Source organism: Leisingera sp. ANG1 (assembly GCF_000203975.2).
Lineage (GTDB): Bacteria > Pseudomonadota > Alphaproteobacteria > Rhodobacterales > Rhodobacteraceae > Leisingera.
Genome location: NZ_AFCF02000001.1, coordinates 557104 through 564157, shown reverse-complemented (window position 1 = coordinate 564157; position 7054 = coordinate 557104). Strand labels below are relative to the sequence as shown.

At 64.3% G+C, this 7054-nt stretch carries 6 protein-coding genes; all 6 read right to left on the bottom strand.

Features of this window, described 5'->3' with window-relative positions; genetic code table 11:
• The coding region (locus GC1_RS02720) for a calcium-binding protein (protein ID WP_039498411.1) at nucleotides 1-1124 on the bottom strand (1124 nt) is incomplete at its 3' end.
• 200 nt (nucleotides 1125-1324) lie between these two features.
• Nucleotides 1325-1882, bottom strand: a complete 558-nt coding sequence (locus GC1_RS02715; RefSeq protein WP_019296888.1) for a bactofilin family protein — start codon at nucleotides 1880-1882, stop codon at nucleotides 1325-1327.
• Nucleotides 1872-3203, bottom strand: coding sequence for a M23 family metallopeptidase (locus tag GC1_RS02710; protein ID WP_019296889.1), 1332 nt, complete (start codon nucleotides 3201-3203; stop codon nucleotides 1872-1874). Before GC1_RS02710 ends, GC1_RS02715 begins: the two co-directional genes overlap by 11 nt.
• 219 nt (nucleotides 3204-3422) lie before the next feature.
• On the bottom strand, nucleotides 3423-5135 hold the full coding sequence (locus tag GC1_RS22770) for a LamG-like jellyroll fold domain-containing protein (RefSeq protein ID WP_019296890.1): 1713 nt from the start codon (nucleotides 5133-5135) through the stop codon (nucleotides 3423-3425).
• A gap of 234 nt (nucleotides 5136-5369) precedes the next feature.
• Nucleotides 5370-5879 carry a ribosome modulation factor gene (locus tag GC1_RS02700; protein WP_019296891.1) on the bottom strand — a complete coding sequence of 170 codons (510 nt, stop codon included), beginning with the start codon at nucleotides 5877-5879 and terminating at the stop codon, nucleotides 5370-5372.
• Between the two features lie 99 nt (nucleotides 5880-5978).
• The gene (locus tag GC1_RS02695) at nucleotides 5979-6821 is read right to left on the bottom strand and encodes a ferritin-like domain-containing protein (protein WP_019296892.1); all 843 of its coding nucleotides are present in this window, start codon (nucleotides 6819-6821) and stop codon (nucleotides 5979-5981) included.
• Nucleotides 6822-7054: the final 233 nt, after the last annotated feature.

Genomic DNA, 7054 nt, shown 5'->3' with positions numbered 1-7054 from the left:
AGGGTGTCGTTGCCGGTGCCGCCCTGCAGGGTGTCATGGCCGGTTTCGCCATAGAGCACATCATCGCCGGAACCGCCGTAAATGGTATCGTGGTTCTTGCCGCCATACAGGCTGTCGTTGCCGCCATGGCCCTCCAGCCGGTCATTGCCGCGGCCGCCGTAAAGCTGGTCATGGCCGTGTGAGGAATAGGTATCATCGCCTTTGAGTGTGTCGTTGTCCAATCCGCCATACAGGGAGTCGCTGCCTTGTCCGCCGACCAGGGTGTCGTTGCCGGTACCGCCGTACACCTTGTCGCTGCCGTATTCGCCCCAAACCTTGTCACTGCCGCTGCCGCCGGACAGGTGGTCGTTGTCAAAACCGCCTGCAATGAAGTCATATTGGGCGCCGCCGTGGATGTTGTCCTCGCCGGTCCAGCCCAGAAGCACGTCGGACTTATGCCCGCCGCGGATAGTGTCATTGCCTTCGCGGCCATTGATGATATCCCGGCTGGTAGTTCCGCTGGGGTTTTTGGCAGTCAGCAGATCGGCGCCGTCGCCGCCCTCCTGGACCCGGAGGGTTTTGCTGCCGACCTTGACCGTTTCAACGTTGTATAAATAGTCCAGAACCTGGCCCTGGGCGTCGTAGATTCTAAAGCCGAAGGTCGAGTCAAAGCCGTAACCGAGGCCATCAGCCGGGTTGCTGATGACATAGGTGTCGTGTCCGCTGCCGCCATTGATGGTGTCCTGTCCGCTGCCGGCCTTGATTGTGTCATTACCGCCGTAGGTTCGGATGTACTCGCCGCCATTGTAAGCAGAGGTGTAGCTGTCATTGCCGCCCAGTGCGGTCTCCAGCACGCTCTCGAGATCGCCCTGTGCCAGGTCCTGATAGGTCAGGCTGAGACCGGTTATGGAGGTGAACTCGGTTCCGTCATAGCGCAGGGAAATGGACTGGATGGTGCTGCCGTCCGCAGGCACGCCTGCCCCGTTGTAGGCAAAGGTGCCTTTGAAGACGGCAGTGATACCTTCGTAGCGCACCGTGAAAGTTGAGCCAGTGGCGGAAACGACGGTGACGTTGCTGATGTCAAAATTGGAAAGATCATATTCCGGGACGGTATTGGATGCGTCCGTAACAACAATATTCGCCATTATGTGTCCTGAAATGTGGGGCTTTGCAGGCCGGGGTTGTTTTGGCGGTTGTTAAATCTTTAAGCGAAAATGGTAAAGGCCGGACTGCTGTACGTTGCGTAAAGCCAGGGTGATGCAACAGAAAACGCCGCGGGTGGCCCCGCGGCGTTCTGGTGGTCCCTGTCAGACCCGGCCGTGCAGAAGGCTTGCCGGATGGCGGCTCAGCTTTCTGCTTTATGTGCCTTGGTTGCGGCCTGAACCGCGGCCGACGGTGCCGGAGCCGGGGCTGCGGCCGGAGCTGCGGCTGCCGCCGGAGCGGACTTGCGGCCGCCCGGGTTCAGCGGGTCGTCCTGGCGCTGCACGGAGCCTTCGAAGTGGGCGCCGGACTCAATCGCGATGGTCTTGTGGATGATGTCGCCCTCGACCCGCGCGGTGGAGGTCAGGCGCACCTTGAGGCCGCGCACACGGCCGACGATGCGGCCGTTGATCACCACGTCATCAGCGGTGATTTCGCCCTTGATGGTGGCGGTTTCGCCGACGGTCAGCAGATGCGCGCGGATGTCGCCCTCAACTGTGCCTTCGACCTGGATGTCGCCGGTGGTCTTGACGTTGCCGGTGATGTGCAGGTCCGAGCTCAGCAGCGATGCGGCGGGCTTGGCCTTGGGCATGCTGGAGGAGTAGTCGCTGGCCGCAGGCGCAGCTGCCGGTGCTGCCGCGGGTGCCGGGGTTGCTTCGGCCTGCTTCGGCCCGGGCTCGTTGATTTTGCTCTTAGAAAACATTTCTCGCAGCCTTGATATAGATCATGGGGTTAACAGCTTGCCCGTTGACCCTGACCTCGTAGTGGAGGTGGGTCCCGGTGGACCGTCCGGTGTTACCCATATCAGCAATGTGATCCCCGCGCGAGACCCTTTGGCCCTTTGTCACGCGGATCCTGGAGTTATGGGCATATCTGGTTTCGATGCCGAAGGCGTGGCGGATGGTGACCATCTTGCCGTAGCCGGATTGCCAGCCGGCATGGGTGACCACGCCGTCGGCGGTGGCAAAGATATCGGTGCCGGTGCTGCCGGCGAAATCGGACCCTTTGTGCAGGCGTCGGCCGCCGGTTTTGGGGTCGCGGCGGTAGCCGTAGCCGGAGGTCTGGCGCACATGGCCAAGGTTCACCGGGGTGGCAAAGGGCGCCTGCTGGGCAGCCAGCCGGTAGAGGTTCAGCTGGTCCAGCTTAGCCAGGATTGCATTGGCGCGCAGCGCTTCGGGGCTGGGTTCCTCGCCGCGGGTGGACATTGCCAGCGGCTCAAGCGGGCCGCCCTGGCCGCTGTAGCCGCGGCGCACCTGTTCGAGAATGCGGTCGGGCGGCATGCCGGCGTTGCGGAACATCTTGTCGAGCGGGGTGACGGAGACCGCAACCGCCTCTTCCAGCTGGCGGAAGATCTGGCTGTTGCGCTCATTCATCAGCTGCAGTTCCAGCTCCAGCTCGTCGCGCTGCTCCAGCGCGCCCTGGGCGTCGGCCTGAATCTGGTCGCGTTCACTTGCGGTGTCGTACAGAACACTTGCCAGCAGGCCCATCTGCGCCTCGGCGCTGGCCATCACCGCGTGGGGGCTGGCACCGCCCTCGGTATCCTCTTTCAGCTGCGCCAGGGCTTTGCGGGCGCCGTCGCGCTGGGTCATGGTGTCGCGCAGGGTGGACTGGATCACCTCAATGCCGGTTTCCAGCTCGCGGCGGCGGGTCTCGGACGCCAGCAGTTCCGACTGCATGACAGAGATCTGCGCCAGTGCGGCGTTGAACCGCTCCTGCGCGGCCAGTGCTTCTTCGGCGCGGGCGTCGCGTTCATCGGAAATCGCATTCAGGCGGGCGCGGTAGGTCTGCTGGTCGCGCTTGGCCAGCTCGCGGAAGTTGCCGGAGCCGATACTGTCCATCAGCACGATGGCGGTGGCGACAATCGACCAGGCCACAAACAGGGTGACGCCGGCCATGGCGATCAGCTGGGTTTCAGAGCGCAGCCGGATGAACCGTGTGTCGGTGTCGGACTTCAGGAACACCCGCCGCTCCGGGAAGCGGCGTTCGAGAAAACTGTGAATTCTGATCGCGAGCCGTGTGCGCAATGTGTCTTCCCTGTCTGTCTCGTCGTCCGGTGCCCTTGTGCTGCCTAGGGGCAGGCCCGGGACCTTGGCCGAAGTCAATAGACAGGGCTGCGCATTTGGGCAAGCCTGTTGACCCATTGGGGGGGCAAGGTGCTGGTCAGACGGGGAAGTCGGCGGAAATTTGCCGAGACTGCACCTGGCTGATCCCGGGGTGACGCTGGGTCAGCGCAGCGGCGGCGGTCAGAATGGCAGGTGCTGCGCGAGGAAGGCGGTGGGCAGCATGTGCGGAGCTGGCTGTCCGGTTTGCTCAGGTTTTGCAGCTACGGGCCGGGCAAGTCCCCCATAGGCCTGCGGTGCCGCAGCGCCGGGCCGGAACAGCTGCGGAAACAGCGCCGCAAGCTCCGCCCGGGTCAGGCGCCGTGTGCCGATCCAGCAAATGGGCTGGGGACCGTTGTCGAGGGTGCAGACCAGATCGCCGGGGCGCAGCGTCTCAATGAGCTGATCGCCTTGGGGCGTGCGGATGGCGGTGCCCGCGGTGAAACAGACAACGCCGGTATTTTCCGTGGTGAAGGAGGACCTGTCGGCGGAGGCGCCGGAGAAGGTGAGGCTGTCGCCGGCGCCGAATTGTGTGTTGTCGCTGTAGTCAACGGTGTTGCCGAAGGTGCCGGTTGTGTTCGACTGGTTCAGAATGCCGTCATCGGCCTGGTCGGCGTAGAGCTCTGACAGGTGGTCGTAATGGCCCGAGAGGTCGACGAAGTCATTGTTGCTGCTGTCGCCATCATCCAGCGCGCCGGTATTGCCAGTGTTGAAATCGCTGATGGTGTCATGGCCGGTGGAGACGGCAAAGACGTCATCGCCGGCGCCGCCGGTCAGGGAGTCGTTGCCTGCGCCGCCATCAAGCGTGTCATCGCCGCTGCCGCGCGTGAGGTCATCGTCGCCGCCCAGCCCGTACATCACGTTCTGGTCGTGCGGGACGGTCATGGTGTCATCGCCGTCCTCGGTGCCGATGGCGACGCCCAGGGTCTCGGTATAGGTGTTGGTGTCCGGGTCGGTGACCTTGACCGTGACGGTGTCGCTGAACAGGGTGTCTGCAGCGTGGTCGGCGGCCAGGGAAATATCGCCCGTGTTCGGGTCAATCACGAATATGCGGCCGGCATCGTCGGTCAGCGAAAAGGTATGGCCCGTTGGGTTGTCCGTGTCGGTCACATCGTCGACCGAGGCAATCACGGTGCCTGCGGCAATTGTCGGGGCGGTCGTGGTGTGGGTTTCCGTCACCTCCGATTGGGTGAGGGCGCGGTCGTAGATCTGCAGGGTATCCATCTCGCCGCCGTAATATCGGTCGGCGTTGAAGCCGCTGCGGCTGCCGAGGATCACGTCGCCGGTGGGGGCGATCGGATCGCCGCCGGCGGTGCTGCTGTTTTGTTCGACCCCGTCGAGGTAGACCTTGGAGCCGGAGAAATCCACCGTCAGCGTATAGGTATGACACTGGCCGTCGCCGATGATGCCGCTGATGTCGAATTCCAAATCGGTGTTGCTGAGGGTATCGATCTCGTCCTGGATCACCGTGCGCATCATATTCGGGTCGGTGCCGTGGCCGTTTTCCGTCATGAAAACGTTGATGCTGTTGGTTCCGTTGATGTCACCGTGGCTGTAGAGGTACTGGAACAGCGAGCCGTCGTTATCATCGGCCTTGAACTGGAAGGTGATGGTGAAGGTGTCGTTCATCTCGACATCAGGGATGGCGACGTAATCGTCCGTCTCGTCAAAGCTGAGCGCGTCGCCATCCTTGCCGGCCACGGTGCTGGCGCCATAGACGGTGCCGTTGTTGCCGCCGGCGCTGCCGCCGGCACCGCCGTCCAGGTGGAACAAGTTGGTGAGGCCCGAGGGCATGACCGTGCGGTCTTCGGTCTCGAGCATGTCGTTGGGAATGAATTCCATGTCCGTGGGGTTCATGCCGGTTCCCCCTTGGCTTTGTCAGCGCGCAGGCTGGCGCGGCAGCGCAAGCAGGATACCCTTGCAGCGGTGGAGGGTACGCATCCCAGGTGTGTTTACCCGGTATCCGGCACGACTGGTAAACCACCGTTTCAGGGGAAGAGTGTCATGGAAAGCCTTGAAAAGAGGGCTAAGAAGCGCGGAAAGGGCCTTGCAAGGCTAGGCCGCAGGTGCGGTTTGCCGGTGAACGCCCCGTCAGCCCTGGCGTTCGTCTCTCGCTTCGCTCCAGCCGCTTTCCCAAGCCTGATGGTCGGCGTTGTCAAAGGCATAGGGGTTGGCGGTCAGGGGCTGGCCGTTCAGGCCGGCGCGGAAGCCTTCGTCAAAATGCGCGCCCCTCGGGTCCATTCCGCAAGGCTGATGGGCGGTGTCGCGCAGATGGGCGGCAAATTCCGGGTAGCGGGCCAGGTCGGTCTGGTCGAGGCCTTCCGGGTGCTGTTCCAGCGCCCGGCGGCCGCGGCGGGTCAGCTGCCAGCTGCCGTCCGCTTCCTGTTCCAGAATACGGGCTGTTTGAAGGTCCGCCAGATGGCCCGCCAGCCGTTCCCGAAGCTCCTCCGGCGGCAGGCCGGGGGTCTCATTGGCCTGGCGGAACAGGGCGGCAAGGGCGGTTTCGCAGCTCTCGAGCGTCACGGGACCGGTCCCGGCCTTGTGCAGGATCAGGGCAACAAGGCTGGCTGTGCTCAGCAGTGGAAAGTCGTTTTCGAACATGGCTGCAGCCGCGGTTCCGGGCCTTTGCAGTCTACGCCTGTGCGGCCTCCGGGTAAAGGCCGGACCGGGGTGCTCAGGCGGCTGGCTCACCGGCCCGGTTTACCAGCCCGGCAGCGGTTTCACCTGGTCGGCCAGCGGCCAGTAGAAATCCGGCGGCAGGCCGGCATCGGCGCGTTTTTCCTCGTTGAAGGGCGGCTTCAGCGCGCCGCGGAAATACTTGCGCACCAGGGCGTGGAATTCCTCCTTGGGGTCCAGATTGTCCCGCCCGCACAGGAAGTTGAACCATTTGGAACCATAGGCGACGTGGCTGACTTCCTCGGCGTAGATCAGTTCCAGCGCCTCTACCGCCTGGGGGAGGTTTGCCTTGCGGAACACCTCGATCATGCCGGGGGTTACATCGAGGCCGCGGGCCTCCAGCACCATCGGCACCACGGCGAGGCGGCCCATCAGATCGTCTGCCGTGTCCTCTGCAGCGCGCCACATGCCGGCGTGCGCGGGCAGGGCGCCGTAGTGGCTGCCCAAAGCTTCAAGGCAGTCGCACATCAGGTTGAAATGCTTGCTTTCTTCATCCGCGGCCTGCACCCAGTCGTCGAAGAACCCCAGTGGCATCGGCACATGGGAGAAGCGGGCGATGATGTCCCAGTGCAGATCAACGGCGTTCAGCTCGATATGGGCAACCGCGTGCAACAGCGCGATGCGCCCGGCCTCGGAGCCGGGCTTGCGCTTGGGCACGTCGCGCGGGTTCAGGAGTGCGGGCTGATCAGGCCGTGCCGGGTGCATCGGCGGGCTGGCGGTGCCGGTGGGGATCTGCGGCGCCTCGCCCTTGCGGCTGGCAAACCACGCGGCGGCATGGCGGCGCGACAGGGCGGTCTTGGCACGCCCGTCGGCGGTGGTCAGCACCTCGGCGGCACGTTCGGCAAGCGAAAGGGGCTGATCGGTCATGCGGGTCTCCTGTTGCGGCGGGGCGGCTGGGCCATTGCGGGGGCCGGTTCACCTGATTTGGGCGGCAGAGTCCAGTGCGGAAACCGGCGCACTCCCGCGCCTGCGAGTGATCAGCAGGCTGATCATCCTGGCCGGTTTGGGCATGGCAGCGCGCGTGCCGCGCGCCGCCCCATGGGGCGGCGCCGGGCCCAACAGCCGCGGCTCGTGCCCCTCAGGGCGCGGGCAGGGCTGGC

Excerpts from the sequence above, each read along its gene's own strand:
- GC1_RS02715 (WP_019296888.1), bottom strand. The coding sequence starts at position 1,882 with ATGTTTTCTAAGAGCAAAATCAACGAGCCCGGGCCGAAGCAGGCCGAA.
- GC1_RS22770 (WP_019296890.1), bottom strand. The coding sequence starts at position 5,135 with ATGAACCCCACGGACATGGAATTCATTCCCAACGACATGCTCGAGACC.
- GC1_RS02700 (WP_019296891.1), bottom strand. The coding sequence starts at position 5,879 with ATGTTCGAAAACGACTTTCCACTGCTGAGCACAGCCAGCCTTGTTGCC.
- GC1_RS02695 (WP_019296892.1), bottom strand. The coding sequence starts at position 6,821 with ATGACCGATCAGCCCCTTTCGCTTGCCGAACGTGCCGCCGAGGTGCTG.